General features: G+C 59.8%; 25 protein-coding genes and 1 pseudogene. 12 read left to right on the forward strand and 14 right to left on the reverse strand.

The window, feature by feature from the left end; translation table 11 throughout:
* Positions 1-68: 68 nt before the first annotated feature.
* The 8 genes from NKJ21_RS14585 to NKJ21_RS14620 all read right to left on the reverse strand — a co-directional run bounded on the left by NKJ21_RS14585 (position 69) and on the right by NKJ21_RS14620 (position 8,499).
* The gene (locus tag NKJ21_RS14585; RefSeq protein WP_008807549.1) at positions 69-1,079 is read right to left on the reverse strand and encodes an SIS domain-containing protein; all 1,011 of its coding nucleotides are present in this window, start codon (positions 1,077-1,079) and stop codon (positions 69-71) included.
* A gap of 17 nt (positions 1,080-1,096) precedes the next feature.
* Complete coding sequence (locus tag NKJ21_RS14590) at positions 1,097-2,158, reverse strand: SIS domain-containing protein (protein WP_110227814.1); 1,062 nt, start codon at positions 2,156-2,158, stop codon at positions 1,097-1,099.
* 12 nt (positions 2,159-2,170) lie between these two features.
* Positions 2,171-3,022, reverse strand: a complete 852-nt coding sequence (locus NKJ21_RS14595) for a PTS system mannose/fructose/sorbose family transporter subunit IID (RefSeq protein WP_012542940.1) — start codon at positions 3,020-3,022, stop codon at positions 2,171-2,173.
* Complete coding sequence (locus NKJ21_RS14600; RefSeq protein WP_008807552.1) at positions 3,000-3,779, reverse strand: PTS mannose/fructose/sorbose/N-acetylgalactosamine transporter subunit IIC; 780 nt, start codon at positions 3,777-3,779, stop codon at positions 3,000-3,002. Before NKJ21_RS14600 ends, NKJ21_RS14595 begins: the two co-directional genes overlap by 23 nt.
* A 16-nt stretch (positions 3,780-3,795) precedes the next feature.
* On the reverse strand, positions 3,796-4,266 hold the full coding sequence (locus tag NKJ21_RS14605) for a PTS sugar transporter subunit IIB (protein ID WP_012968994.1): 471 nt from the start codon (positions 4,264-4,266) through the stop codon (positions 3,796-3,798).
* A gap of 14 nt (positions 4,267-4,280) precedes the next feature.
* Positions 4,281-4,703: a PTS sugar transporter subunit IIA gene (locus NKJ21_RS14610; RefSeq protein WP_012542942.1), complete on the reverse strand. Its 423-nt coding sequence runs from the start codon at positions 4,701-4,703 to the stop codon at positions 4,281-4,283.
* 99 nt (positions 4,704-4,802) lie between these two features.
* Positions 4,803-7,568, reverse strand: coding sequence for a sigma 54-interacting transcriptional regulator (locus tag NKJ21_RS14615; RefSeq protein ID WP_063266765.1), 2,766 nt, complete (start codon positions 7,566-7,568; stop codon positions 4,803-4,805).
* Positions 7,569-7,668: 100 nt separating this feature from the next.
* On the reverse strand, positions 7,669-8,499 hold the full coding sequence (locus tag NKJ21_RS14620; protein WP_072121947.1) for a GNAT family N-acetyltransferase: 831 nt from the start codon (positions 8,497-8,499) through the stop codon (positions 7,669-7,671).
* 32 nt (positions 8,500-8,531) lie between these two features.
* Here NKJ21_RS14620 and NKJ21_RS14625 point away from each other — a divergent pair, with 32 nt between their 5' ends.
* Positions 8,532-9,065: a GNAT family N-acetyltransferase gene (locus tag NKJ21_RS14625; protein WP_023339545.1), complete on the forward strand. Its 534-nt coding sequence runs from the start codon at positions 8,532-8,534 to the stop codon at positions 9,063-9,065.
* A 28-nt stretch (positions 9,066-9,093) separates the two neighbouring features.
* On the opposite strand, the gene NKJ21_RS14630 is transcribed toward NKJ21_RS14625, so the two are convergent.
* From NKJ21_RS14630 to NKJ21_RS14650, 5 genes are all read right to left on the reverse strand, one after another.
* Positions 9,094-10,104, reverse strand: coding sequence for an Ldh family oxidoreductase (locus NKJ21_RS14630; RefSeq protein WP_254732957.1), 1,011 nt, complete (start codon positions 10,102-10,104; stop codon positions 9,094-9,096).
* Positions 10,105-10,115: 11 nt separating this feature from the next.
* On the reverse strand, positions 10,116-11,717 hold the full coding sequence (locus NKJ21_RS14635) for an APC family permease (protein WP_117143417.1): 1,602 nt from the start codon (positions 11,715-11,717) through the stop codon (positions 10,116-10,118).
* 15 nt (positions 11,718-11,732) lie between these two features.
* Entirely contained in the window at positions 11,733-13,337 is a 1,605-nt protein-coding gene (locus NKJ21_RS14640; protein ID WP_064144621.1) for an aldehyde dehydrogenase (NADP(+)), read from the reverse strand.
* A 14-nt stretch (positions 13,338-13,351) separates the two neighbouring features.
* Positions 13,352-14,272 carry a dihydrodipicolinate synthase family protein gene (locus NKJ21_RS14645; protein WP_008807565.1) on the reverse strand — a complete coding sequence of 307 codons (921 nt, stop codon included), beginning with the start codon at positions 14,270-14,272 and terminating at the stop codon, positions 13,352-13,354.
* A gap of 151 nt (positions 14,273-14,423) precedes the next feature.
* Positions 14,424-15,248, reverse strand: coding sequence for a helix-turn-helix domain-containing protein (locus NKJ21_RS14650; RefSeq protein ID WP_008807566.1), 825 nt, complete (start codon positions 15,246-15,248; stop codon positions 14,424-14,426).
* 310 nt (positions 15,249-15,558) lie between these two features.
* Between NKJ21_RS14650 and NKJ21_RS14655 the strand changes: the two genes are divergently transcribed.
* From NKJ21_RS14655 to NKJ21_RS14670, 4 genes are read left to right on the forward strand one after another with little or no spacing between them, the layout of a single operon-like run.
* Positions 15,559-16,506, forward strand: a complete 948-nt coding sequence (locus NKJ21_RS14655; RefSeq protein WP_016160240.1) for a 4-hydroxyproline epimerase — start codon at positions 15,559-15,561, stop codon at positions 16,504-16,506.
* Positions 16,503-17,612 (forward strand): FAD-binding oxidoreductase, encoded by a 1,110-nt coding sequence (locus NKJ21_RS14660; RefSeq protein WP_016160239.1) that lies wholly within the window; start codon positions 16,503-16,505, stop codon positions 17,610-17,612. Before NKJ21_RS14655 ends, NKJ21_RS14660 begins: the two co-directional genes overlap by 4 nt.
* Complete coding sequence (locus tag NKJ21_RS14665) at positions 17,609-17,872, forward strand: (2Fe-2S)-binding protein (RefSeq protein ID WP_012542953.1); 264 nt, start codon at positions 17,609-17,611, stop codon at positions 17,870-17,872. Before NKJ21_RS14660 ends, NKJ21_RS14665 begins: the two co-directional genes overlap by 4 nt.
* Complete coding sequence (locus tag NKJ21_RS14670; protein ID WP_012969002.1) at positions 17,853-19,115, forward strand: FAD/NAD(P)-binding oxidoreductase; 1,263 nt, start codon at positions 17,853-17,855, stop codon at positions 19,113-19,115. The genes NKJ21_RS14665 and NKJ21_RS14670 overlap by 20 nt, the downstream gene beginning before the upstream one ends.
* A gap of 3 nt (positions 19,116-19,118) precedes the next feature.
* Here NKJ21_RS14670 and hpaR read toward each other — a convergent pair whose 3' ends face one another.
* The gene (gene hpaR, locus NKJ21_RS14675; protein WP_002887503.1) at positions 19,119-19,559 is read right to left on the reverse strand and encodes a homoprotocatechuate degradation operon regulator HpaR; all 441 of its coding nucleotides are present in this window, start codon (positions 19,557-19,559) and stop codon (positions 19,119-19,121) included.
* Positions 19,560-19,623: 64 nt separating this feature from the next.
* On the opposite strand from hpaR, the pseudogene NKJ21_RS14680 reads away from it, so the two are divergent.
* From NKJ21_RS14680 to hpaH, 7 genes and pseudogenes are all read left to right on the forward strand, one after another.
* Positions 19,624-19,788: pseudogene (locus NKJ21_RS14680) on the forward strand (hypothetical protein).
* Between the two features lie 58 nt (positions 19,789-19,846).
* Positions 19,847-20,479 carry a fumarylacetoacetate hydrolase family protein gene (locus NKJ21_RS14685; RefSeq protein WP_012969003.1) on the forward strand — a complete coding sequence of 211 codons (633 nt, stop codon included), beginning with the start codon at positions 19,847-19,849 and terminating at the stop codon, positions 20,477-20,479.
* Positions 20,476-21,240 carry a fumarylacetoacetate hydrolase family protein gene (locus NKJ21_RS14690; RefSeq protein WP_008807571.1) on the forward strand — a complete coding sequence of 255 codons (765 nt, stop codon included), beginning with the start codon at positions 20,476-20,478 and terminating at the stop codon, positions 21,238-21,240. The genes NKJ21_RS14685 and NKJ21_RS14690 overlap by 4 nt, the downstream gene beginning before the upstream one ends.
* Positions 21,237-22,703, forward strand: a complete 1,467-nt coding sequence (gene hpaE, locus NKJ21_RS14695; RefSeq protein WP_008807572.1) for a 5-carboxymethyl-2-hydroxymuconate semialdehyde dehydrogenase — start codon at positions 21,237-21,239, stop codon at positions 22,701-22,703. The genes NKJ21_RS14690 and hpaE overlap by 4 nt, the downstream gene beginning before the upstream one ends.
* Before the next feature lies 1 nt (position 22,704).
* Positions 22,705-23,562 (forward strand): 3,4-dihydroxyphenylacetate 2,3-dioxygenase, encoded by an 858-nt coding sequence (gene hpaD / locus NKJ21_RS14700; RefSeq protein ID WP_002887492.1) that lies wholly within the window; start codon positions 22,705-22,707, stop codon positions 23,560-23,562.
* Between the two features lie 9 nt (positions 23,563-23,571).
* Positions 23,572-23,952 carry a 5-carboxymethyl-2-hydroxymuconate Delta-isomerase gene (locus NKJ21_RS14705; RefSeq protein WP_008807573.1) on the forward strand — a complete coding sequence of 127 codons (381 nt, stop codon included), beginning with the start codon at positions 23,572-23,574 and terminating at the stop codon, positions 23,950-23,952.
* Between the two features lie 108 nt (positions 23,953-24,060).
* A complete protein-coding gene (gene hpaH, locus NKJ21_RS14710) occupies positions 24,061-24,864 on the forward strand; it encodes a 2-oxo-hept-4-ene-1,7-dioate hydratase (protein WP_002887487.1) in 804 nt (267 codons plus the stop codon).
* The last annotated feature ends 9 nt before the right edge of the window (positions 24,865-24,873 follow it).

Below are 24,873 nucleotides of genomic sequence, written 5' to 3' on the forward strand. Positions count from 1 at the left end.
ATAATTTTCTGGGAAGCGCCTCGGAGAATAGCATGGCGGCCAGCCCGGCTGGCCGCCATCAACACAGCTTAGTAATCAAACTGACGGTAGTAACGGCGGATATTGAGGTCGTGGCCGGTATGGTGTTCAAAGTGGGCCGCCAGCCGATCCACCAGCAGGGTGGACACCACGCACGGCGCCATAATCCAGCGGAACGCGTCATCAATGCCGTTCAGCGGATAGTCGCGCGGGTCGATTACCACCAGATGGTCAGTTATCTTTTCGGCAAAGCGTTCGACGCGCTCGTCCAGCGCCCGGCATTTCCCCTCACCTTTCACCAGAAACAGCGGAACCTCTTTTTCCAGCAGCTCCAGGGTGCCGTGGAAAAATTCAGCCGAGCTCACGGATTTCGTCCGCTTCCACTGCATCTCTTCGAGAATACACATTGAGAACAGGTAGACCTCGCCCCACATTTCCGCGCCGCCAATCCACATCATATAGTCGCAGTCATGGTATTGTGCGGCAATGCTATCCGCCTGGAGATCGAACTGGCGCTTGGCCTGCAGGAGATTTTCCGGCAGTAATTCGAGCTGGCTGGCAAATCGCGCATAATTTTCAAACTCGCCGTGACGATAAATAACGCGGAAGAATAACCAGTACAGCAGCATATATTCATATTCCACACCGTTCTTGTGGCACATCGGAATATGCCAGCTGGCGGCGGCGGCCAATGGCGAGTCGGCATGACGGGTAATAGCCACCACGCGGATCCCCTGCGCCTTGCACCACTCGGCAATAGCCACCGACTCTTTGGTATCACCGGATTTAGATAACGTAACGACAACTGCATCTTTATTTAATTTTTTATGTCCGCGATGAATTAATTCGGCCGCCTGCTCAAGATATACCGGCACACTGGTTAATTCTTTGGCAAACTCATTAATGGCCATCATCGGTGCCAGAGAACCGCCTACCGAGGCAAAAAATAATGCGCTGCAGCCGCTGTCATAAATATCATCGGCCACGGTTTCAGCCTGTTTACGCGCAGCGATGATCTCGCGAGCACTGGTCAGGTACTCGTCCTGATTAAAACCCAACATAGTTTTCTCCTGAATATTCAGATTTTACTTTTTAATACGTGGTCAAAATCGTCAAAAATACGTTTAGCCAGATCGATGCCTTTCAGTCCGGCGGTATGCCAGGCCAGCATCTGGACGGGAACAATCAGCAACAGCGGCGCCAGGTGATGCTCGCACGGACAGTTTAGCGCCAGCGTCTGCGCATCCTCGTCATCGCTCAGCGTTAGCGTAAAAGCCCGGGCAATGGACGGCGCCATATAGTCCCGCAGCGCCCGGGTTCGCGCATCAGGCGCATCTTCAATAAACAGCATCACATGGCGGGCGTTGGCTTCCAGATAGGGACCGTGCATATAGGCTTCCAGCTCAAAGCCGCTGGAAGGCACGCGCACCGTTTCAGTAAATTTGGTTTCAAATTCCTTCGCCACGCCAACCAGCGCACCGTAGCCGGTGGCGACAAAGCGCTCCCCGCTCCGCAGCGTTTCGCTATACCGGTCGATAAAGCGCGAGGTGCGGGCGATAACATCCGGGATCGCCGCAAGCAGCCGCTGGAATTCAGCGAGATAGTGCTGCTCCTCCACCTCGCTGACTTTCCCCTGCTGACGAGCAATGATCAGCGCTATCAGCAACAGATTCAGCACCGTCGCGCTAAAACCACGGGTCACAAACCCTACGCTCTCGATCCCGGTATTGATATCCAGAACGCCATCGCAAGCGCGGGCTATCGGGCTTTGCGGGTCGGAGGTCAGGGCAAATACCGGCAATCCTAAGGCCTGTACCTTACGCATCGCCTCCAGCGTTGACGCGCTTTTCCCGCTCTGTGAAATCGCCACCACCAGATCGGTATGCGGGTCGATCGCTTCGTAATGGGTAAAGTTGTACGGCTCTTTAATGTCAACCAGCACACCGAAGCGTTGTTCAAAGAAATAGCGCGCGCACAGCGCGGCATTCAGCGACGATCCGGTCGCCAGCAGCAAAATTCGGCGTACCGGGTGCTGGCGGGAAAAGGTCTCAATCGCCGCCAGCTTTTGCCGGTAGCCACGCAGGATCTGCGCCAGGCAGGCCGGCTCTTCACGGATATAGGTCATCATTGTTGGTCGCATAGCTCACTCCCGTTAAAACAATCCGATCCACGAACCCAGAATGCCTACCAGCGCCATGCCGCCAATAATTGAGAGCGGTTTAACTTTCCGTCCCAGCAGCCAGTAGACGATGCCAAAACTTACCAGCGGCAGCATGCAGGGCAGAATGTCATTGATAATGTCCTGCACCTGAGTTTTGGCTTCTCCGGCACCAAAGGAGAGAGGGATGGTGATATCGATCATTGAGGCGGTCATCGCCCCGACCACCATCAGGCCGATAATCGACGCTCCGTAGGTCAGGCTCTCCATCATTCCGCTCTTCTGGATCCGCTGCAGGACCCCGGTTCCCAGCACGTAGCCCCAGCGGGTAAAGCACCAGCGCACCAGAATGTGCGGCACGTTAAACACCAGCAGAAACAGGATCGGCCCGAGGATGTTGCCCTTCAGCGCCAGGCTGGTGCCGATCCCGGTGGCGATCAGGCGCAGCGTCCCCCAGAAGAAAGAGTCCCCCAGCCCGGCCAGCGGCCCCATCAGCGAGGCTTTGACGTTATCAATCGCAGTGGCATCCATGTTTTTCTGCTGGCTGTTTTTCTCCTCCATCGCCGTGGTGATCCCCAGCAGCAGGGTAACGATATGCGGCGTGGTATTGAAAAACACCAGATGACGTTTCAGCGCCCTGGCTAGCTCCTCTTTGCGCGGATAGAGCTTTTTCAGCACCGGAATCAGCGCGTAAACAAAGGCGAGATTCATCTGCCGCTCATAGTTCCACGAGAACTCCATCTGGAAGGAGCGCCAGAACACCCGGCGTAAATCTCGTGGCGTAATCCGGGTTTCTTCCTGCTCCTGCGGTTGCAGGGTCTCTTCAGAAATCGTCTTCGTCGTCATCGCTGACTCCTTGTTCTGTCGTCGTACGAGGTGAATTCAACGCGGTGACGTTAACCATGACCACCGCCACGATGGCGCCGAGAATGGCGATGCCGGTCACCGGGATTTTCAAATAAGCCATTAGCACAAAGCCGAGGAAAAAGTACGGCGCAACTTTCTTGTTAATCAGCAACCTGGCAAGCATCGCGAAGCCGAGCGCCGGGATCATGCCGGTGGCGACGCTGAGCCCGTGTTTGATAAATTCCGGGATGGTATCGAGCAGGGATTTCACCGCGTTGCTGCCCACCAGGAATGAAACGGTCACCACCGTGGCCAACATCAGCGACAGCCCGAAGCCGGCAATCAGATGCATCCGCTCAATGCCCCGCGTATCCGCCCGTTCCGCATACCCGTCCGCCTTCTGGCTGAGCATCGGGATAAACATCCCCAGATAAACGTTTTTCAGGATCAGGGTCAGGGTGGCGATAGGCAGGCCGAGCAACAGCGCCGTTTCCGTGCCCGCGCCGGAGGTGATGGCGAACGCCACGCCGAGAATACCGCCCGTCACCACGTCGGGCGGGATCGAGGCACCAACGGAGAAAGAGCCGATAAACGCCAGCTCCAGCGTCGCGCCCATAATGACGCCGGTCTGTACATCCCCCAGCACCAGTCCGGTCAGCAGCCCGGTGACGATAGGCCGGGAAATCAGCGACGTCCCTAAGGCATATTCCGATTGCGCGATAAACGCCACCAGACCCAGTAAGAGAGCCTCTACCATAATCTGTCCTCCGGAATTACACGCATTCCGTAAAAAGCTGTTTGCGATCGTTCGGGACCTGGCGAATCTCCACCTCGACGCCCTTCCCCACCAGTTGTTGTAGCTGCTCTATTTCTGTCGGCAGTAAATTAATCGCCTTAGAGATATTTTTACTGCCCTCTTTAGCCTTAATTCCACCGAGATTTATGCTTTTTATTTCCCCGATAGCGCTGGCAATACGCCAGGCGTCATTGACCGATTCCACGACAATAAATAAATTATATTTATCGGTCACCCCACTTTTTATCGCCTCAATAGCATCATTGATATTTTTAATCACCAGTTTTACCGAGGGCGGTTTGGCAAGCTTAATGGTGGTTTTCCGCAGTTCATCTTCAGGGACACTGTCGTTGGCGATCAAAATGCAATCGGCGCCGACATATTGGGTCCAGGAAAAGGCCACCTGGCCGTGAAGTAATCGATGGTCTACCCTTAATAACGTAATCATCATGCTTCCTCATTTCAGAAGTCTTTATCCATAGTCATCGCACTGGCAATCGTTTGATTGCAGTACTGAATGCTCTCTTTGGCGCTGGTTAATGCTTCAGTAATTAATTTTTCAGTATTCTCTTCCGCTGCGGAAATCAGCAAGTCAATAATTAACGGCAGATTTAAACCGGATAATAAATGGAAGTGTGGGCGTGATAAAAAACGCACAAACTCGTTATTCACGCTACCGGCAAAAATATCCGTAATCACTATCAGCTCATCCTGCGCCGGGAAACGCGCCAGTAGCGCCTCCACCTGCTGCGTGAGATCGGACTCCTCTTCTACATAGGCGCACAGGGTATGAATATCCGGCTGTTTACCGAGGATTAGCTCCACGGAGTTCAGCAAACCGTTAGCAAAGGTGCCATGGCTGGCAAAAATATAGTGTCGTTTCATCCTTACCTCGAAAGCGCATTCCACTGCTTTCTTAATTGCAACCGGCGTGCCAGAAACAGTGGCGCGCTGGTTAGCGCAAAGACGAACGGACTGAGGGAACTAAAACTCTTGATCTTCCTGAATAAATTCCGTTTCCCGCGTCAGAATATCGTGAATGTAGCAGAGCTCGACGACGGGGATTTTGACACTATACCCGCTCTCTATGACACTAAAAGCCTCGCGGAGCGTCGCCAGCTCGCTCTGCGGACACTGCCTTCCGGAATAATGGGATGGCGACGCGTTGCGGATCAGGCGCTCTATCAGACAGCTGATATGCACATACAGCGCCACCTTGCGATCGTTGGGCACGTCGCAGCCGGCCAGATGCTCATAGCGCAGTAAAAACTGCTCGACCTGATTGATGACCTTTGCGGTATCGAGGATCGTCACCGACTCGATCACCCGGCGCAGCGAGAAATTTTTCAGGATCAGGTTATTGATCTCGCTGACTTGTTCAGAGGAGGTCAGCTCGCCGAAGATACGCATCAGCGGGCGGCTGCCCTGACCGGAAATCAGCGAATCCAGCGAGATCCACGGCAGATCGGCAAGCTGCGGATCCAGGGTACCGACGATCGCCAGCACCTCATAGCGGCTGAGCATCGGTTGCCGCCGCGCAGGATCGGCGAGCGTTTCCACATCACAGGCCACAATATCGATCCCCAGCGCTTCAGGAATGCTGGCTTTTAACAGCGCCGACAGATTCGCTGCCGCGCCCAGACCGGTCGCGCAGGTCGTAAGAATCGCCCGCGGTTTATCGGTTTGCGGGTAATAGAGCTGGTGCTCAACCGCAAGGTCATCGCCGATGTCGCGGACGATATCTTCCAGCATAACGCCCTGCAAAATGCGCTCCCCAACGTACATCGCCATCCCGGTCGAGACGTTATTAATTATCGCCATCGGCGTACTCAGCCGACGATTAAAATGGCGATGAATGGCGTTCAGCGATCCCATATCGACCAGAATGATCAACCCTGACGCCAGAGCGTGGCTCTCAATATAGGCCATCACCTGGTTAGCAATAGCCTCCGGCGTCACGTCGAGCGGCATATCGAATGACTCAAACAGCTGGCTTTTCAGCAACCGGTTCGCCACGTTGGCGATGCTGCTGGCGGTGGCGTAACCGTGGGCGAGGATAATTGCCCGGGTCACCTGCTGCTGGCTGATGGCGCCATTTTTATGTAACCACAGCACCAGCAGCAGCAGGTCAATGCGCCGGGGTTCAATGTCCAGCTTCAGCGCCAGCGCAGCGAGGATCTCTTCGCAAAAGCGATACAGCAGCGGATATTTCTGCGCCAGAAAATCCTCCAGCAGGCGGCTTTTCTCGTTGCTCATCGTGGAAGGCCCCTGCCGGGAACGATGTATCAGGTAGTGGCTTAAAGCGTAGATACAGTTGCCGTTAAACTGGATATTGAAGCGCTTTTCAAGGCGATAAAACTCCTCCCGCACCTGATGCGTTATCAGCAGCAGCATATGCGAACTATTGGCATCGTGATTATCGAAAATCAGCCGATCGAAGAGGGTTTCAATCTCCTCGCCCATGCTTTTTTGCGCCTCTTCCCAGAGCGTTTTTTTACTCTGCACCGCCTCATACAGCGCGAGAACGCGGCACTGAGTATCGTAAATCAGCCCCTGAATCGGGTCGCGCGCGCGCAGCAGCCAGACCAGGCTGGTCTGCGGCTCGATAAGCAGCGGCTCCTGCTGGCCCATCGCTTCACTGAGCGCTGGCGTCGCAGCCATGATATTTTCCGGCAGATCGTGCAGCGTCACGGTAAGCATCTCGCTGCCCGGACACCTGGCCCAGGCCGACGCCACGGCGTATTTCACCACATTCTTCAGCTCACCGACGTTACCGCGATAAACATAGTGCGTCAGCACCTGTAGCAGCCGGGGCGTCAGCTGCAGCCGGGTAGCCAACGTGCGCGCCTCCTGCCAGAAAAACTGCAGCGTGAGCGCGTCTTTTTCGTGGCGGCTGCGGGTCTGTAAATCAGGCAGGCTAACGAGGATCGGGATACGACGAATAAAGGTGGTCAGAAACGTGCTGTGAATATCTTCGGTGGTGGCAAACACCAGCCTCAGCGAAATCGGCATCCCCTGCGCCGTTTCCCCCACCCGATAGATCTCCTTACGGTCCAGCCAGGTGAACAGCTTCTCCTGCCCCTGCGCATCCAGGCGGTGGACTTCGTCGAGAAACAGCACGCCGCCGTTTGCCGCTTCAAACGCCCCGGCTTTATCGCTCTGCGCGCCGGTAAACGCGCCTTTGACGTAACCAAACAGGTTGGCGGCCAACAGCTCCGGGTTGCTGGCATACTGGGCGCAGTTAAAGCTGACAAAAGGCGCATCGGGCGGCAGCAGCCCCTGGGCGATAGCAAACTCATGCATCAGCTCCGCCATATAGCTCTTGCCAGTTCCGCTGTCGCCAACGATCAGCAGCGGAAGCCCACCGTTGGGATAAAACAGCGCGGTTTTCATCTGTTCGATAGGCTTGCGCAGGCTACCGTCATGGCCGGTCAGCAATGAGAAATGATCCGCCTGCTCCGGCTGCCGGTCGCTCTCTGCGAGCAGCTCCGCCATGCTGGCGTACTCGCTGCGGGAAAGAGGGAAGAACTGCTGGCAGAAGGCGGCCTTATGCAGGAAATAGACTGGTCGAGTATTGATCTTCACCAGCACATCCTGGGCCACCAACTGATTGAGATAGTGGCTGGCGGTATTTCTTTGCATCGCGAAACGCTGAGCCAGGTAGCCAGCGGTGAAGACCTCGCTCAGGTTATCCGGATCGAAAAAATCGGTCTGATTTTGCAGAAAAGCCAACAGTTCCGTTTTACGCATGACATCCCCCATCATTGCCATTACGAAGGGATATGATGCGGCAAAAGAGAGGCTTATCGACGGCCCGTGCTGTTTTTTGCGGTCCAGCGCACACTCCCGGCTAAGCCGACTTCGCGTCGGCCAGATCCATCGTCATTTCATACTGCTGCAGCGATAGCGGCGCATATCCCGCCGCGGCAAACAGCGGTGTAAACGTTTCCGGGACCGTCACCGAAGTCCCCACACCCGGGAACTGCTGCGCCAGCGTCACCAGCAGCTCACGCGCCAGCCCCTGACGGCGGGCGGCGGGCTCCACCCACAAAAATTGCAGTACAGGCCGTGAGCCCGCCGTTGTTAGAATCGCGAAGGCGCGCTGTTCCAGCGTCACGACCTGACATGGCAGGGTGGCGAAGGTGAGCGGATCCAGCAGCCAGGGGAGCTGACTGTTACTCTCATCAATGACTCGCCGTAGCAGGGCCAGGGTGGGATAAAGCTGTAATACGCCCGCTACCGGAGCCAGAGGTTCATTGCTCAGGTAGCCGCAGAGCCCATAGCGCCGCGTAAAGCCCAGCGTCTGATATAGCGCGACGGCCGCATGGTTATCGCGGATCACCTCCAGAGATACCGTCTCAACCCCCTGTTGTTGCAGGAGCATTAGCAGATCTTGCATCAGTTCCCGGCCCAGGCCTTTGCCGCGCCAGGCCGGGCGCAGGGCAAAGGCCGCCAGGCGAGCGGCACTTCCCCGGCGGGCGACAATCGCGATCGCCGCCGGTTCATCTCCGGCCAGCCAGACGCGGGAATCGATCAGGCTCATCCCCTCGGCGCTGAAACGCTGTACAAATCCCGCCACCGACTGGGTAACAGGCACCAGATAGGCTTCAAAACAGGCGTTGAGAATATCCGTTAACTGCACGCTGCTGAACTGCGTGGCGGGAACGGCGGTCAGCTCCATACTTTTCTCCCGAAGGCTGCTATGCTGAGGTGATGAAAACTAACACTATAACTGCCGATGCCGTATTACGCCTGACTCAGGAGAGCGATATCGCCCTTCTGCCCGCCATTGAACGTTCTGCCGCCCAGGCATTTCGCCAGATCCCCTCTATCGCCTGGCTGGCGGACAGCGAGGTGATTAGCGTTGCGCGTCATCATGATTATCTGGAAACCGAGCATAGCCTGCTGGCGGAAGCCGCCGGGCAGCCGATTGGCTTTATTCTGACCGAACCGCTCGACGATGCATTATTTATCGTCGAAGTCGCCGTCCATCAGAACTGGCAGCATCAGGGCATCGGCCGGATGCTGCTGAAGCAGGTTATTGAGGGCGCACAGCAGATGGGCTATCCGGCGGTAACCCTCACCACCTTCCGCGAGGTGCCGTGGAATGCGCCGTTTTATACCCGTCTGGGATTCACCATGCTCGATGAGCTGACCCTGCCTGCCGGACTGGCGGCAAAAAGGGAACAGGAGACCCGGCACGGCCTGCCGCCCGAGTCGCGCTGCGCCATGCGCCTGTCGCTCTGATGGTCGGCCCGCCGCGCTCCGCGCTTTACTATGGCCGCAAGGCGCAAATCTCATCATGCAATGAACGGCTGATGGTAACCCCCTGCTGCTCACTCTGCTGACGGCAGGCGAAACGCCGCTCGCCCGGCAGCCGCGCCCCCTGATCCTGCATCGCATTGAACAGCGTTTCGGCGCGCGCCAGCTGCTCTTGTGCCTGCGCGCCGAGAAAGCGCTGCGGATCCAGCGCCAGGATAAGCTCGCCGCCGTAGGGGAGCCCACCCGCGCCGTTATCCCACGCCAGCGATTCGGCGCTGGTCATATCGCCGATAAGCGGCCCGGCCAGCAGCTCAACCATTGCCGCCAGCGCCGAGCCCTTATGGCCGCCAAAGGTTAACATCGCGCCGTTCAGCACCTCTGCAGCATCGGTCGTTGGCTGTCCCTGACTGTCGATTCCCCATCCTTGCGGTAGCGCTTTGCCGGCACGCTGATGCAGCTGGATCTCACCACGCGCCGCGGCGCTGGTCGCCATATCAACAATAAACGGCGGCTTATCCCGCCGCGGCCAGCCAAAGGCAATAGGGTTGGTGCCGAACAGCGGACGCGTGCCGCCCGCCGGGGCGACCCAGGCGTGGCTTGGCGTGCAGGCCAGCCCCACCAGCCCTGCCTCGGTCAACGGCTCAATATCGGCAAACAGCGCGGAAAAATGGACGCAGCGGTTAATCGCCAGCGCCGCAATGCCGTTTTGCCGCGCCTTCTCCAGCAGCAGCGGCAGCGCGCGCTCGTAGGCCAGCAGTGAAAAAGCGCCCCCGGCGTCCGCCCGCGCAATCGCCGGCGCCTGGTCATGGATCTGCGGCTCGGCATCGGGCGATACCTTACCTTTGCGCAGGGTATCGACAATGCCCAACAGCCGCCACAGGCCGTGGGAAGCGCAGCCATCGCGTTCCCCGGCGGTCACATTGCGGGCAATCGCCGCCGCGTGGTCGGCGCTAAATCCATTGGCGCTGAGTACCTCCAGCGCCAGGCCATAAGCTTCAGGTAACGATAGAGTTACCGACTCCATACTGTTCTCCTTTACTCTTCTTCGTCTCCGCTAAAGTTAGCCTGCGGCAGGCAGCTGCGCGCGCCCCAGTAGTAAATCCCCAACGACATCGCCGCCACCAGCACCGTATCCCAGGGGTGACCGATAACATTAAGCCCGCCGAAGCTGCCCAGCCAGGAAAAGAGGATAATCAACGCATAAAACACGATCAGCCACAGCGAAGACTTCACCTGCTGCGCCAGGCTCACGGTATGTTCCGGCACCTTACCTTTGCACATCACGTAGACGACAAACATCACGATTTGCAGCCCCAGCAGCCACGAGAGCGTATTCCAGCCTGACCAGTAGACAATCAGCGCCGAGATCATAAACGATACCGGGCCGATGATGCCGAAGGCGCGCACGCGGAACGGCCGCGGCAGATCCGGCGCGTTGCGGCGCAGCCCGGCGGCGGTTACCGGGGCGATGGCGTAGCTCAGCACCAGGGCCGCCGACACCACGCTAATCAGCTGTTCCCAGGAGGGGAACGGCAGCGTCCAGAAGATTGAAAGCCCGAAGGTCAGCCACAGCGCCGGACGCGGAATCCCGGACGCTTTATCGATATGGGTAAAGGCTTTAAAGAAAGTACCCGCCTTCGCCCAGCCGTAGATCACCCGCGGCGTCGCGTTCATATAGATATTGCCGGTGCCGCTCGGGGAGATGATCGCATCGCTTATCACCATAAGGGCCAGCCAGCCCATGCCGAGGGTAATGGCAATATCGCGATACGGCAGCGAGAACTGTTTGCTCACCTCGGCCCAGCCGCCGTTCAGCATCTCGGTGGGGATACTGCCAAGGAACGCCAGCTGCAGCAGCACGTAGATAATCGTCGACAGCACCACTGATAAAATCAACGCAATAGGGATAGTCCGCTGCGGCTTTTGTACTTCGCTGGCCACCGAGATAATCGGCGTCAGTCCCAGATAAGCGAAGATAATTCCGCCCGCGCTGATCGCCGCTTCCACTCCGGACATGCCAAACGGCGCAATCCCCTGCGCATGCAGGTTCTCCGGTTTAAAGAAGGCGAACAGCGTCACCACCACCAGCAGCGGCACCAGAAACTTGAGCACGCTGATGAAGTTGTTCGATCGGGCGAAGGTCTTAACGCTGTAGTAGTTAAGCGCGAAGAAGAAACAGAGCAGCAGGAACTGCACCACCCACCCCAGCAGCGTCGGCGAGCTGGAGCCCGGCTGGGTCAGCGCCGGAAACCAGGCCGCGGCATATTGCCGGGCGGCGACGATTTCAATTGAGATCAGGCTGGAGAAAGCGATCAAGGTGATGAACCCCAGCAGATAGCCCATCAGCTCACCGTGGGAAAAGACCGGGTAGCGAATAATGCCGCCGGCGCGCGGCAGCGCCGCCCCCAGCTCGCAGTAGACAATCCCCAGCAGCAATACTGCAAAGCCGCCGATCACCCACGAGGCGATCCCGGCCGGACCGGCGATGGAGGCCACGTGGCTGGCGGCGAATAACCATCCGGAGCCGAATATCGCCCCCAGGCCGATAAAGGTGAGATCGGTCAGGGTCAGCTGTTTTTTAAACTTACCCGACTCAGCAACGCGGGTTTGACTGTTATGCGTAGTGTGAATGGTCATGGTGATGCCCTTGCGTCAATGAGAGGAGGAAATCGCTTCCCGGGTCCACTGGCCGTTGACCAGGCGCAGCAGGTTCAAAGGGTTCGCATCCTGCAGCGCCGGCGGTAACAGGGCAGCCGGCGCGTTCTGCAGACAGACCGGGCGCAGAAAACGCTCAATCGCCCGGCTGCCGACCGAGGTCCCGCGCGCGTCGGTAGTCGCCGGCCACGGACCGCCGTGGACCATCGCATCGCACACTTCCACGCCGGTGGGATACCCGTTAAACAGCACCCGTCCGGCCTTCTCACACAGCAGCGGTAGCAGGCTCGCCGCCAGCGGGCCATCATCCGCCTCAGCATGCACCGTCGCGGTGAGCTGCCCCTGCAGCGCTTTCACCACCGCCTGCAGCTGGGCCTCATCGTCCACTTCCACCAGCAGCGACAGCGGGCCGAAAACTTCGCTCTGCAGCAGCGTATCCTGAGCCAGCAGATCCTCGACCTGAGCCTGCCACAGCAGGGTCTGCGCCTGCCCGGCGCCGGCGGCGATGCCGCTCGCCAACTTCTCGATACGCGGGTGCGCCGCAAGCGCCGCCACGCCCTGACGGTAGTGCTGAAGAGTCGGCGCATTGAGCAACACCTGCGGCGTGGAGCCCGCTACCGCCGCGCACAGCGCCGACTTAAAGCGTTCCAGCCCGGCGCCGCGCAGCGCCAGAATCAGCCCCGGACGGGTACAGAACTGGCCGCCGCCGAGGGTGAATGACGCCACCAGCTCGTTTGCCAGCGCCCCGGCCCGCGTCTGCAGCGCCTGCGGCAGAATAATCAATGGGTTAATCGCCGACATTTCAGCAAACAGCGGAATTGGCTGCGGGCGCTGCTGCGCCAGCTGATACAGCGCCTTACCGCCGGCCAACGAACCGGTAAAGCCAACGGCCTGAATCGCCGGATGACGGACCAATTCGGCGCCGATATCGGTCCCGAAAATCATATTGAATACGCCGCCGGGTAAACCGCACCGTACCACCGCCCTGACGATCGCCTCGGCGGTCAGCTCGGCGGTGGCCATATGGCCCGGATGGGCCTTCACCACCACCGGACAGCCAGCCGCCAGCGCCGAGGCGGTATCGCCGCCGGCGGTGGAAAAGGCCAACGGAAAGTTGCTGGCGCCAAACACCGCCACCGGCCCTAACGCCTGCTGATACTGGCGCAGGTCCGGGCGCGGCAGCGGCTGACGGTCGGCTAAGGCGGTATCAATACGGGCGGCGAAGGTATCGCCGCGCAGGATCACGCCAGCAAACATCCGCAACTGGCCGCTGGTGCGCGCCCGCTCTCCCTGTAGCCGCGCCAGCGGCAGCGCGGTCTCCTGCCCGGCGATAGCAAAAAACGGCTCGCCCAGCGCGTCCAGTTCATCGGCAATCGCGCAGAGAAAGTGCGCCCGCTGCTGCGGCGTGGTTTGTGAATAGACGGCAAAGGCCTGCTGCGCGGCTTCTGCGGCCAGTGCGGCTTCCTCACGGGAAGCCGGATAAAAGCGGTGGCCGGTGGCTTCGCCGTCCACCGCCCGCAGGCTCAATAGCGTCGCCTCACCGCTGGCAATACGGCGTCCGGCGATAAACTGCCGTCCCGCCATGGTCTGAGATGCATTCATAGTGACTCCTGTGCTCAGAGGCCGACATCCGGCAGCGTCGGACGAGTGGCCAGCGCCTGTTCAACGATCGCCACCACCTGCTGGCGCGTTTCGCCTTCCAGCGCCAGACGCGGCGGACGGGTAATGGCGCTGCCGCGGCCCAGCAACTCTTCACACAGCTTGATGCACTGCACCAGATCCGGACGCGCATCGAGATGCAGCAGCGGCATGAACCAGCGGTACAGCGCCATCGCCTCTTCGTAACGCTGCTGGCGGGCGAGACGGAATAACGTTTCCCCTTCGCGCGGGAAGGCGTTGGACATTCCGGAGATCCAGCCTTCCGCGCCGACGGCGATGCTTTCCACCACCACGTCATCCAGCCCGGCAAACAGCACGAAGCGGTCGCCAACGGTGTTACGCAGGTCGATAAAGCGGCGGGTATCGCCGGAGGAGTCTTTAAAGCAGACGATGTTGTCGCAGTCAGTCAGGGTGGCGAGAATGTCCGGCGTCACGTCGTTTTTGTAAATCGGCGGGTTGTTGTAGACCATAATCGGCAGGTCGGTAGCGCTCGCCACGCTGCGGAAGTGGGCCGCGGTTTCATGCGGTTTTGAGGAGTAGACCAGCGCCGGCATCACCATGATCCCGTCGACGCCGACGCGCTCCGCCTCTTTCGCCATTTTCTGGGCGAAGGCGGTGGTGAACTCGGCCACCCCGGCGATGACCGGAATTTTGCCGCCGGCGGCATCCTTCGCCACCTCGATAATCTGTAGTTTTTCATCGGTGCTCAGCGAGGTGTTTTCACCCACGCTGCCGCATACCACCAGCCCGGAAACGCCATCTTTCACCAGGTTTTTCATCACCGCGTGAGTGGCGTCTAAATCGAGGGAGTAATCGCTACGAAACTGCGTGCTGACCGCCGGGAATACGCCGCTCCAGTGAATCGCTTTTTTGCTCATGCTCGGTTCCTTGTCGTCATTTTGTTAAGTCGAAGTGAATGAATGGTGAATATTCACTGACAGATTGACGTGTCGCGGAACCGGCGGCTTGTCGGTTTTCCCTCAATACGATGACGAAATTAGCACAGTCGGCAAAAGTGTGAGCCAGCGTTTATCCGAGCAGCGTGAGGCGAAAATCGCGCGGCGTCGAGCCGGTCATCGCCTTGAACTGGCGGCTAAAGGCGCTGTGATCGGTATACCCGCACTGCAGGGCGATATCGGTAATCGGCGTATCGCCAGCCAGCAGTTCGGTCGCTTTTTCCAGCCGCACTTTGTGGATCATCTGCCGCGGAGTGAGATGAAAGATCCGTTTGCAGTAGCGTTCGATCTGCGCAATCGACATCCCGCTTAAGGCGGTTAACTCTTCCATGGCGATCGGCCGGTGATAATGGCGGCGGATATGATCGTCGACGATCGCCAGCCGCTGCCACGCCGGATGGCGGGCATGAGCCTCCTGCAGATCGTGCGAGATCCCGGCCATGCCGATCACCTGCCCGCGGACATCGCGCAGCGCCAGTTTCTGCGTCAGGCACCAGCCGCGCTCGCGGCCATTGTAGAGATGCATTTCCAGCTGATCGCGCAGGGTCACACCTTCGCGCAACACCCGCAGATCCTGTTCGGTATAACCCTGACCCAGCGCGGAAGGAAAGACATCGGCGGAGGTTTTGCCCAGCAGCGAGGAGACGCTTTTGAAACCACAGCGGCGGGCCAGCGTCAGGTTCGCCAGCAGATAGCGCGCCTGACGATCTTTGATAAAAAAGACCACATTAGGAATGGCATTGAGCAGGGGCGCAATCAGCGCCAGCGCATTCAGCAGCGCTGGCATATTTTCCGGCCGCTGGCGCGCCAGCCCTTCGCAGATCTGGCTCAGCTCATCGACGGCCAGCTCAGGTTGGTTAACCGCGCGCGGCGGCGCCGCATCAGAAACACCGATCATAAGGCCTCCTCATGGTAAGTGACCGAAGGATATTTATTCACTTTCCGTTAACACCTCAAGCAGCATCCCTCGGTTTTGCGATCCTGGATCCGCTTTACGCCTTCCCCTGATTTAGCCACTGGCGCAATGGTCACTTTCGGTTTACCACAGCATTAAGCAAATGATTAATAAGAAATAACTATGTGAAATAGAAATATACCGCGCTCATGACTGTGCAGATTTCGTCATTTTCTCTGACGAAAGCGCTCAAGCAGGTCGGGAAAGGTTGCGCCAGCATGATGAAACATGTTGTTAACTTCCGGAGAGCCTGATGACCGCGCCACGCCCCCCTGTTACGTTGAGAGCTATTGATTCACATACCGGCGGCGAACCGACCCGCCTGATCGTTGACGGATTCCCCGATCTCGGCGGCGGCAGCATGGCGAAGCGCCGCGACCGCTTCGCCCGCGACTTTGACCATTGGCGTCAGGCGGCCATTCTCGAACCGCGCGGTAATGACGTACTGGTCGGCGCGCTGCTGTGCAAACCGGTCTCGGCGGCGGCTACCGCTGGCGTGATTTTCTTCAACAATGCCGGTTTTCTGAATATGTGCGGCCACGGCACAATCGGGCTTATCGCCTCGCTGGCCTGGCTTGGGCGTATCCAGCCCGGCGTACATCTGATTGAAACCCCGGTCGGCGACGTAAGCGCTACGTTGCACGACGATGGCAGCGTATCGGTGCAAAACGTCCCGGCCCGCCGCTGGAAAAAACAGATCCGCGTTGAGACCGCGCATGGTCCCGTCATCGGCGATATTGCCTGGGGCGGCAACTGGTTTTTCCTGATTAACGACCACCCGTTCGCCATTACCCCCGAACATATTCCACAGCTCACCGCCTACGCCTGGGCAGTGCGCGAGGGGCTGGAAGCCGCGGGGATCCGCGGCGACGACGGCGGCGTTATCGACCATATCGAACTCTTCGCCGATGACGATACCGCCGACAGCCGCAACTTCGTACTCTGTCCGGGAAAGGCCTGGGATCGCTCGCCGTGCGGTACCGGCACCAGCGCCAAGCTGGCCTGCCTGGCGCAGGATGGCAAGCTGCAGCCGGGGGAAATCTGGCGTCAGGCCAGCATCATCGGCAGCCAGTTTACCGCCAGCTACCAGCGCACCGCGGAAAGCATCATCCCAACGATCCGCGGCGAAGCCTGGGTGTGTGGAGACAACCAGTTGATCCTCAACCCTGACGATCCCTTCTGCTGGGGGATCGCGCCGTGAAGCAGTGCGACGTCATCGTGATCGGCGCCGGGATCATCGGCGCCGCCTGCGCGTGGCAGCTGGCGAAGCGGGGGCAGAGCGTGACGCTTATCGATGACGGTCAGCCCGGCGCGACGGCGGCCGGTATGGGCCATCTGGTGTGCATGGATGACGACCCCGCCGAGCTTGCCTTGTCGGCATGGTCGCTGGAACGCTGGCGCGCTATCACGCCACGGATGCCCGACCATTGCGCCTGGCGCGGCTGCGGCACGCTGTGGCTGGCGGAAAGCGAAGAAGAGATGGCCGTGGCTGGCGACAAACAGCGGCGGCTGGCCAGCTATCAGGTGCCCAGCGAACGCCAGACCCCGCAGCAGATCGCCGGACGCGAGCCGCTGCTGCGCAGCGGGCTGGCGGGCGGCCTGTGGGTGCCAGGCGATGGTATCGTCTACGCGCCAAACGTCGCCCGCTGGCTGATGGCCGATGCCGGAGACCATCTCACCTGCCTGCACGACAGCGCGCAGGCGATTACCGAACCGCAGGTGCTGCTCGCCAGCGGCAAACGGCTACAGGCGCGGGCCATCGTGGTGGCCTGCGGACTTGAAGCCAACGCGCTGTTAGCGGAAAACTGGCTGCGACCGAAAAAAGGCCAACTGGCGATTACCGATCGCTACCGGCCGCGGGTGCAGCACCAGCTGGTTGAGCTGGGTTACGGCGCCAGCGCCCATGGCGGCGGCACCTCGGTGGCGTTTAACCTTCAGCCGCGGCCAACCGGCCAGCTGCTGATTGGCTCTTCGCGTCAGTTTGATAACCGTGAGCGCGAGTTGGATCTGCCCTTGCTGGCGCAGATGCTCGATCGCGCCCGCCATTTCGTGCCGGCGCTGGCGACGTTGAATATCATCCGCTGCTGGAGCGGCCTGCGCGCCGCCTCGCAGGATGGCAACCCGCTGATCGGCCCGCACCCCACCCGCCGTGGTTTATGGCTGGCGCTGGGCCATGAAGGGCTGGGCGTCACCACCGCTCCGGCCACAGCTGAACTGCTGGCGGCGCAGATCCTCGATGAACGCTGCCCAGTGGCGCCCGACGCCTGGCTCCCGGCCCGTTTGTGTCAACAGGAGGCGATTGCATGAAGGCCACGCTCACTATCACCATTGATGGCGAAGCGCTGACGGTGCCGGAAGGCATTAGCGTGGCGGCGGCGCTGGCGTTGACCGGCGACCCCACCACCCGCCAGGCGGTTAACGGCGATCTCCGCGCGCCGTTTTGCGGCATGGGCGTCTGCCAGGAGTGCCGGGTCACCGTCGATGGCCTACGGGTACTGGCCTGCCAGACCTTGTGCCGGTCCGATATGCAAATAGAAAGGAGCCGCGATGAACACGCTGCGCTGTGACATTTTAATCCTCGGCGCCGGCCCCGCAGGGATGGCGGCCGCGCTCTCCGCCGCCGCCTGCGATAAACAGGTGATTATTCTCGACGATAATCCCGCCCCTGGCGGGCAAATCTGGCGGGCCGGTCCGCAGGCGACGCAACCCGCCCTGGCCCGGCGCTACCGCGACGCCATCGCCGCGTCTGCCGCCATCCGGTTAGTGAACGGCGCGCGGCTGATTGCCCGCCCCTCCGCGTACAGCGTGCTGTTTGAAACCGCCGACGGCGGCGGCGTGGTTTGCTGGCAGAAACTGATCCTCTGCTGCGGCGCGCGCGAGCTGTCGCTGCCCTTTCCCGGCTGGACCTTACCCGGCGTAACCGGCGCGGGCGGCCTGCAGGCGCAAATCAAACAGGGCCTGTCGCTGAAAGGAGAAAAGGTGGTGATTGCCGGCAGCGGTCCGCTACTGCTGGCGGTGGCGGATACGGTGAACAAGGCCGGAGGCGACGTGACGAATATCATTGAGCAAGCGCCGCTCCCGGCGCTACTGCGCTTCGCCAGCGGGCTGTGGCGCTGGCCGCAGAAGCTGCGCCAGTTAGCGACGCTGGCCCCGAAAGGCTATCTGAGCGGCGCGCAGGCGATCCGCGCTCACGGCACAACGCGGCTGGAAGCCGTTACGCTTCGCCAGCGCGGCGTCGAGCGAACTATCGCCTGCGATCGGCTGGCTATCGGCTACGGGCTGATACCCAATATCGAGACGGGGCTGCTGTTTGGCTGCGCCACGGCACAGGAGGCGATCCAGGTTAACCGCTGGCAGCAGACCAGCGTCACGGATATCTATGCCGCCGGCGAGTGCACCGGTTTCGGCGGTAGCGAGCTGGCGCTGGCGGAGGGCGAAATCGCCGGGTATGCCGCCGCCGGGGCCAGCCAGCAAGCGCAGGCGTTATTTACCCGCCGCGCCCGCTGGCAGCGTTTCGCCGAAGCAATCAACCGTACCTTCCGGCTGACGGAATCCTTGAAAGACGCCGCAACGCCGGAGAGCCTGCTGTGCCGCTGCGAGGATGTACGCTGCGGCGATGTGGCGGCCGCCGGAGGCTGGCTGCAGGCCAAACTGACCCAGCGCTGCGGAATGGGCGCCTGTCAGGGGCGTACCTGCGCCGCCAGCGCCCGCTGGTTGTACGGCTGGCCGCTGCCGCAGCCAAGAGAACCGCTGGCCCCCGCCCGCGCGGAAACGCTTATTGCCCTCGCCCGGCCGAGCGCCGAGCCGTAACCACTACTCTTCTTCATCACCGCGCCCGGCAGGGACGCCAAGCGCAATAAACTCCTCCAGCAGCGAGGTCAGTTGCTGCAGCTTTTCCGTGGTGAACTGGGCCTCCAGCAGACGATAGGTTTCTTCCACCTCGGCCTGAGCGCTTTCATACAGCGCGGTTCCGGCAGGCGTCAGCGAGACGTACAGCTTGCGCTGATCGTTAACCGGCTTTAAGCGCAGCACCAGCCCATCCCGCTCCATGCGCGTCAAAATCCCGGTCAGGCTGGGGCGCAGGATGCAGGCGCGAAAGGCCAGATCGTGAAAATCCATCGACGGACGTTCGGCGAGAATTCGCACGATCCGCCACTGCTGTTCGGTGAGATTGTGCCGTTTGACGATCGGCCGAAAGTAGGCCATCGCCGCCTCACGCGCCTGCAACAAGGCAATGGTTAATGAATCATGCATAGTATCCCCTCTACAGCCTCATCCAAAACTTATTAACAACTTAATAATTAGCTTTAATCCTGCCATGTACAACCGGTTTCTGCACCTGAAAAGTACCAGCCTCTTCCTGAAAAACAGTCAACTCATTGATTAAAAACCAATAAGTTATTGATGTGTAAATATTGTGTTAATCAGATCACAAAACATTCACTTCCAGTTGCTAAACCTGGCCGCAAAGCATAAAAGATGATCATTAACATATTAATGAAATGCATTTAAATCCGAAATCAGTACCAGAGGAGTGGTGAATGAAAGGTACCATCTTCGCCGTTGCGCTCAATCATCGCAGCCAGCTCGACGCCTGGCGCGAAGCGTTTCAACAGGCCCCCTACAAGACGCCGCCGAAAACCGCGGTCTGGTTTATCAAGCCGCGCAATACCGTGATTGGCGACGGCGAGGCGATCCCCTATCCGCAGGGCGAGACCGTACAAAGCGGCGCGACGGTGGCGCTGATTGTCGGCAAAACCGCGCGTAAAGTGGCGGCGGCAGAGGCAGCGAACTATATCGCCGGCTACGCGCTGGCTAACGATGTGAGTCTGCCGGAAGAGAGTTTTTATCGCCCGGCGATCAAGGCGAAATGCCGCGATGGCTTCTGCCCCGTCGGCGCGCTGTCGGCGGTGCGTAACGTCGATAACCTGACCATCATCACCGAAATCAACGGCCGCGAGGCGGATAGCTGGCATACCGGCGATCTGCAGCGTAACGCCGCGCAGCTGCTGAGCGCCTTAAGCGAGTTCGCCACCCTCAATCCCGGCGACGCGATCCTTATCGGCACGCCCCACTCTCGCGTCACGCTGCGCCCCGGCGACCGCGTACGTATTCTCGCCGACGGATTCCCGGCGCTGGAAAACCCGGTTGTCGCAGAAGGAGAGCTGGCATGAAACAGGCACGCATTGAATGGCAGGGACAGGTACGCGACGTGCTGGTCGATGAACGCGACCAGGTGCGCCTGAACGATGGCACGGTATTGAAAGAAGGCGAATTCCGCTGGTTGCCGCCCGCCGACGGCACGCTGTTCGCGCTGGGGCTGAACTACGCCGACCACGCCAGCGAGCTGGAATTTAAGCCGCCAACCGAGCCTTTGGTGTTCATCAAAGCGCCGAACACCTTTATTGGCCACCAGCAGCAGTCGGTACGCCCGGATAACGTCGAATACATGCACTACGAAGCCGAACTGGTGGTGGTGATCGGGAAAACCGCGCGCCGCGTCAGCGAAGCCGAGGCCATGGACTATGTCGCTGGCTATACCGTGTGCAACGACTACGCGATCCGCGACTACCTGGAAAACTACTACCGCCCGAACCTGCGGGTCAAAAGCCGCGATACCCTGACGCCGATTGGCCCGTGGATCGTCGCCAAAGAGGCGATCCCGGATCCGCATAATCTGGCCCTGCGCACCTGGGTCAACGGCGAACTGCGCCAGCAGGGCACCACCGCCGATCTGATCTTCAGCATCCCGTTCCTCATCGCTTATTTAAGCGAATTTATGACCCTGCAACCGGGCGACATGATCGCCACCGGCACGCCGAAAGGGCTATCCGATGTGGTGCCGGGCGACGAGGTGATCGTTGAAGTCGAGGGCGTGGGCCGCCTGGTCAACCATATCATCAGCCAGCAAGCGTATGAGGAGACACTGTCATGAAAAAGATTAACCATTGGATCAACGGTAAAAACGTTGCCGGCGCAGACTATTTTCATACCACCAACCCGGCCACCGGCGAGGTACTGGCTGAAGTCGCCTCCGGCGGCGAAGCCGAAATCAACCAGGCGGTAGCGGCGGCGAAAGAGGCCTTCCCGAAGTGGGCTAACCTGCCGATGAAAGAGCGCGCGCGCCTGATGCGCCGCCTCGGGGATCTGATCGATCAGAACGTCCCGGAGATCGCGGCGATGGAAACCGCCGATACCGGCCTGCCTATCCACCAGACCAAAAACGTGCTGATCCCGCGGGCGTCGCATAACTTCGAATTTTTCGCCGAAGTGTGCCAGCAGATGAACGGCAAGACCTATCCGGTCGATGACAAGATGCTTAACTATACCCTCGTGCAGCCGGTTGGCGTCTGCGCGCTGGTGTCGCCGTGGAACGTGCCGTTTATGACCGCCACCTGGAAGGTGGCGCCGTGCCTGGCGCTGGGGAATACCGCGGTGCTGAAAATGTCCGAGCTGTCGCCGCTGACCGCCGATCGTCTGGGCGAGCTGGCGCTGGAAGCCGGGATCCCGGCTGGCGTGCTCAACGTGGTGCAGGGCTATGGCGCCACCGCCGGCGACGCGCTGGTGCGCCATCATGATGTGCGCGCCGTCTCCTTCACCGGCGGCACCGCCACCGGCCGCAACATCATGAAGAACGCCGGTCTGAAAAAGTACTCTATGGAGCTCGGCGGAAAATCGCCGGTGCTGATTTTTGAAGACGCCGATATTGAGCGCGCGCTCGACGCCGCGCTGTTCACCATCTTCTCGATCAACGGCGAACGCTGCACCGCCGGTTCGCGCATTTTCATTCAGCAGAGTATTTATCCGGAGTTCGTCAAGCGCTTCGCCGAGCGCGCCAACCGCCTGCGCGTGGGCGATCCGACCGATCCGAATACCCAGGTCGGCGCGCTGATTAGCAAGCAGCACTGGGAGAAAGTGTCCGGCTACATTCGCCTCGGCATCGAAGAGGGCGCCACCCTGCTGGCCGGCGGCGCGGATAAACCGTCCGACCTGCCGGCGCATCTGAAAGCCGGCAACTTCCTGCGCCCGACGGTACTGGCGGATGTCGACAACCGCATGCGCGTCGCCCAGGAAGAGATTTTTGGCCCGGTCGCCTGCCTGCTGCCGTTCAAAGACGAAGCGGAAGGGCTGCGCCTGGCGAACGATGTGGAATACGGCCTGGCGTCGTATATCTGGACCCAGGACGTCAGCAAAGTGCTGCGTCTGGCGCGCGGTATTGAAGCCGGGATGGTGTTCGTCAACACCCAGAACGTGCGCGACCTGCGTCAGCCGTTCGGCGGCGTGAAGGCCTCCGGCACCGGCCGCGAAGGCGGCGAGTACAGCTTTGAAGTGTTCGCCGAAATGAAAAACGTCTGCATCTCGATGGGCGACCATCCGATCCCGAAATGGGGAGTCTGATATGGGTAAGTTAGCGTTAGCAGCAAAAATCACTCACGTGCCGTCGATGTATCTGTCTGAGCTGCCGGGGAAAAACCACGGCTGCCGCCAGGGCGCGATCGACGGGCATAAAGAAATTGGCAAGCGCTGCCGTGAAATGGGCGTCGATACCATCATCGTGTTCGACACCCACTGGCTGGTCAACAGCGCCTATCACATCAACTGCGCCGACCATTTTCAGGGCGTCTACACCAGTAACGAACTGCCGCATTTTATTCGCGACATGACCTACGACTACGACGGCAACCCGGAGCTGGGCCAGCTTATCGCCGACGAGGCCGTAAAGCTCGGCGTACGCGCCAAAGCACACAATATTCCCAGCCTGAAGCTGGAGTACGGCACCCTGGTGCCAATGCGCTACATGAACAGCGATAAGCATTTCAAAGTGGTGTCCATTTCCGCCTTCTGTACCGTTCACGATTTTGCCGACAGCCGCAGGCTGGGAGAGGCCATCCTCAAGGCCATTGAGAAATATGACGGCACCGTGGCGGTGCTGGCCAGCGGTTCGCTGTCGCACCGCTTTATCGATGACCAGCGCGCCGAAGAGGGGATGAACAGCTACACCCGCGAATTTGACCATCAAATGGATGAGCGGGTGGTGAAGCTGTGGCGGGAGGGCAAATTCAAAGAGTTCTGCACCATGCTGCCGGAGTACGCCGACTACTGCTACGGCGAAGGCAATATGCACGACACGGTGATGCTGCTCGGTCTGCTGGGTTGGGATAAATACGACGGCAAGGTGGAGTTTATCACCGAGCTATTCGCCAGCTCCGGTACCGGCCAGGTTAACGCCGTGTTCCCACTGCCGGCGCAGGCGTAAGGAGGCCCCATGCCGCATTTTATCGCCGAGTGTACCGACAATATCCGTGAACAGGCCGATTTACCGGGCCTGTTCGCCAAAGTCAACGAGGCGCTGGCCGCCACCGGTATCTTCCCGATCGGCGGTATTCGCAGCCGCGCCCACTGGCTGGATACCTGGCAGATGGCCGACGGCAAGCAGGATTACGCCTTCGTGCATATGACCCTGAAAATCGGCGCCGGGCGCAGTCTGGAGAGCCGTCAGGACGTGGGAGATATGCTGTTCGCGCTGATCAAAGCCCATTTTGCTGCGCTAATGGAGAGCCGCTATCTGGCGCTGTCGTTCGCCATGGAAGAGCTCGACCCGACGCTGAACTACAAACAGAACAACGTGCACGCGTTATTTAAATAATGTGCAAATTGCCCGGTGGCGCTGCGCTTACCGGGCCTACAACGGCCATGAATTTGTAGGCCGGATAAGCGAAGCGCCATCCGGCAATACAATGCCACAGGAATCACTATGCTCGATAAACAGACCCGCACCCTGATTGCCCAGCGGCTGAACCAGGCCGAAAAACAGCGTGAACAGATCCGCGCGATCTCGCTGGATTATCCGTCGATCACCATTGAGGACGCCTACGCCGTCCAGCGCGAGTGGGTCGAGATGAAGATCGCCGAAGGCCGCGTGCTCAAAGGCCACAAGATCGGCCTGACCTCTAAAGCGATGCAGGCCAGTTCGCAGATCAGCGAGCCGGACTACGGCGCGCTGCTCGACGATATGTTCTTCCACGACGGCAGCGATATTCCCACCGACCGCTTTATCGTTCCGCGTATTGAAGTCGAGCTGGCCTTCGTGCTGGCCAAACCGCTGCGCGGCCCGAACTGTACGCTGTTTGATGTCTACAACGCCACCGACTACGTTATCCCGGCGCTGGAGCTTATCGACGCGCGTTGCCACAACATCGACCCGGAAACCCAGCGTCCGCGCAAAGTGTTCGACACCATCTCCGATAACGCCGCCAACGCCGGGGTGATCCTCGGCGGCCGGCCGATTAAACCGGATGAGCTCGACCTGCGCTGGATCTCCGCCCTGCTGTATCGCAACGGCGTGATTGAAGAGACCGGCGTCGCCGCGGGCGTACTCAATCATCCGGCCAACGGCGTGGCCTGGCTGGCCAACAAACTGGCGCCGTACGATGTCCAGCTCGAAGCCGGGCAAATTATCCTCGGCGGCTCCTTCACCCGCCCGGTCCCGGCGCGCAAGGGCGATACCTTCCACGTCGACTACGGCAACATGGGCGCCATCAGCTGCCGCTTTGTTTGAGGAGAGCAA

The organism is Klebsiella sp. SWET4 (assembly GCF_024296565.1).
GTDB classification, from domain to species: Bacteria; Pseudomonadota; Gammaproteobacteria; order Enterobacterales; family Enterobacteriaceae; genus Klebsiella; species Klebsiella variicola.

Excerpts from the sequence above, each read along its gene's own strand:
- NKJ21_RS14645 (WP_008807565.1), bottom strand. The coding sequence starts at position 14,272 with ATGAGCAAAAAAGCGATTCACTGGAGCGGCGTATTCCCGGCGGTCAGC.
- NKJ21_RS14670 (WP_012969002.1), top strand. The coding sequence starts at position 17,853 with ATGAACACGCTGCGCTGTGACATTTTAATCCTCGGCGCCGGCCCCGCA.
- NKJ21_RS14615 (WP_063266765.1), bottom strand. The coding sequence starts at position 7,568 with ATGCGTAAAACGGAACTGTTGGCTTTTCTGCAAAATCAGACCGATTTT.
- NKJ21_RS14685 (WP_012969003.1), top strand. The coding sequence starts at position 19,847 with ATGAAAGGTACCATCTTCGCCGTTGCGCTCAATCATCGCAGCCAGCTC.
- NKJ21_RS14595 (WP_012542940.1), bottom strand. The coding sequence starts at position 3,022 with ATGACGACGAAGACGATTTCTGAAGAGACCCTGCAACCGCAGGAGCAG.
- NKJ21_RS14640 (WP_064144621.1), bottom strand. The coding sequence starts at position 13,337 with ATGAATGCATCTCAGACCATGGCGGGACGGCAGTTTATCGCCGGACGC.
- NKJ21_RS14630 (WP_254732957.1), bottom strand. The coding sequence starts at position 10,104 with ATGGAGTCGGTAACTCTATCGTTACCTGAAGCTTATGGCCTGGCGCTG.
- NKJ21_RS14585 (WP_008807549.1), bottom strand. The coding sequence starts at position 1,079 with ATGTTGGGTTTTAATCAGGACGAGTACCTGACCAGTGCTCGCGAGATC.
- hpaH (WP_002887487.1), top strand. The coding sequence starts at position 24,061 with ATGCTCGATAAACAGACCCGCACCCTGATTGCCCAGCGGCTGAACCAG.
- NKJ21_RS14625 (WP_023339545.1), top strand. The coding sequence starts at position 8,532 with ATGAAAACTAACACTATAACTGCCGATGCCGTATTACGCCTGACTCAG.
- hpaR (WP_002887503.1), bottom strand. The coding sequence starts at position 19,559 with ATGCATGATTCATTAACCATTGCCTTGTTGCAGGCGCGTGAGGCGGCG.
- NKJ21_RS14605 (WP_012968994.1), bottom strand. The coding sequence starts at position 4,266 with ATGATTACGTTATTAAGGGTAGACCATCGATTACTTCACGGCCAGGTG.
- NKJ21_RS14705 (WP_008807573.1), top strand. The coding sequence starts at position 23,572 with ATGCCGCATTTTATCGCCGAGTGTACCGACAATATCCGTGAACAGGCC.
- hpaD (WP_002887492.1), top strand. The coding sequence starts at position 22,705 with ATGGGTAAGTTAGCGTTAGCAGCAAAAATCACTCACGTGCCGTCGATG.
- hpaE (WP_008807572.1), top strand. The coding sequence starts at position 21,237 with ATGAAAAAGATTAACCATTGGATCAACGGTAAAAACGTTGCCGGCGCA.
- NKJ21_RS14690 (WP_008807571.1), top strand. The coding sequence starts at position 20,476 with ATGAAACAGGCACGCATTGAATGGCAGGGACAGGTACGCGACGTGCTG.
- NKJ21_RS14620 (WP_072121947.1), bottom strand. The coding sequence starts at position 8,499 with ATGGAGCTGACCGCCGTTCCCGCCACGCAGTTCAGCAGCGTGCAGTTA.
- NKJ21_RS14655 (WP_016160240.1), top strand. The coding sequence starts at position 15,559 with ATGACCGCGCCACGCCCCCCTGTTACGTTGAGAGCTATTGATTCACAT.
- NKJ21_RS14665 (WP_012542953.1), top strand. The coding sequence starts at position 17,609 with ATGAAGGCCACGCTCACTATCACCATTGATGGCGAAGCGCTGACGGTG.
- NKJ21_RS14635 (WP_117143417.1), bottom strand. The coding sequence starts at position 11,717 with ATGACCATTCACACTACGCATAACAGTCAAACCCGCGTTGCTGAGTCG.
- NKJ21_RS14610 (WP_012542942.1), bottom strand. The coding sequence starts at position 4,703 with ATGAAACGACACTATATTTTTGCCAGCCATGGCACCTTTGCTAACGGT.
- NKJ21_RS14600 (WP_008807552.1), bottom strand. The coding sequence starts at position 3,779 with ATGGTAGAGGCTCTCTTACTGGGTCTGGTGGCGTTTATCGCGCAATCG.
- NKJ21_RS14650 (WP_008807566.1), bottom strand. The coding sequence starts at position 15,248 with ATGATCGGTGTTTCTGATGCGGCGCCGCCGCGCGCGGTTAACCAACCT.
- NKJ21_RS14590 (WP_110227814.1), bottom strand. The coding sequence starts at position 2,158 with ATGCGACCAACAATGATGACCTATATCCGTGAAGAGCCGGCCTGCCTG.